A 463-nucleotide genomic window follows, 5' to 3' on the forward strand; every position below is an offset into this window, starting at 1 on the left:
GTAGTCATTTCATTTTTAATTATTCGTTTTCGCCTATTTCTCCGCCGCCTTGGCATGCAGGATGTCACGATGCATATGCTGATTCAAATTTTGACACCGTTTGTGATTTATTTGGCCGCTGAAGAAATCGGCGTTTCCGGCATTTTAGCTGTTGTGGCGGGAGGGATCACTCATGCGGTTGAACAGGATCGTCTGGAATCAACGATGATCAAGCTGCAAATCGTCTCCTCAAGTACGTGGAACATTATTTTATTTATTTTGAACGGCCTGGTCTTTGTTATTCTCGGCACGCAAATCCCTGATGTGATTTCTGTTATCTTTAACGATACCGCCATCAGCAACATGAAGGTGATTGGCTATATCCTAGTCATCACATTTACGTTAATGCTCCTCAGATTTCTGTGGGTGCTGTTCTTTTTGAACGGCAAATGTTTCTTTAATAAAGATCAAAACATCTATAAAC

At 41.3% G+C, this 463-nt stretch carries 1 protein-coding gene; it reads left to right on the forward strand.

The genetic code is table 11. From position 1 onward, the window contains the following. Positions 1 to 463 (forward strand): cation:proton antiporter (locus RVS70_RS22325; protein ID WP_321134900.1); only part of this gene is annotated, 463 nt, incomplete at both ends.

This window comes from Virgibacillus sp. M23, assembly GCF_034190895.1.
In the GTDB taxonomy this organism is placed as follows: Bacteria; Bacillota; Bacilli; order Bacillales; family Amphibacillaceae; genus Virgibacillus; species Virgibacillus salarius.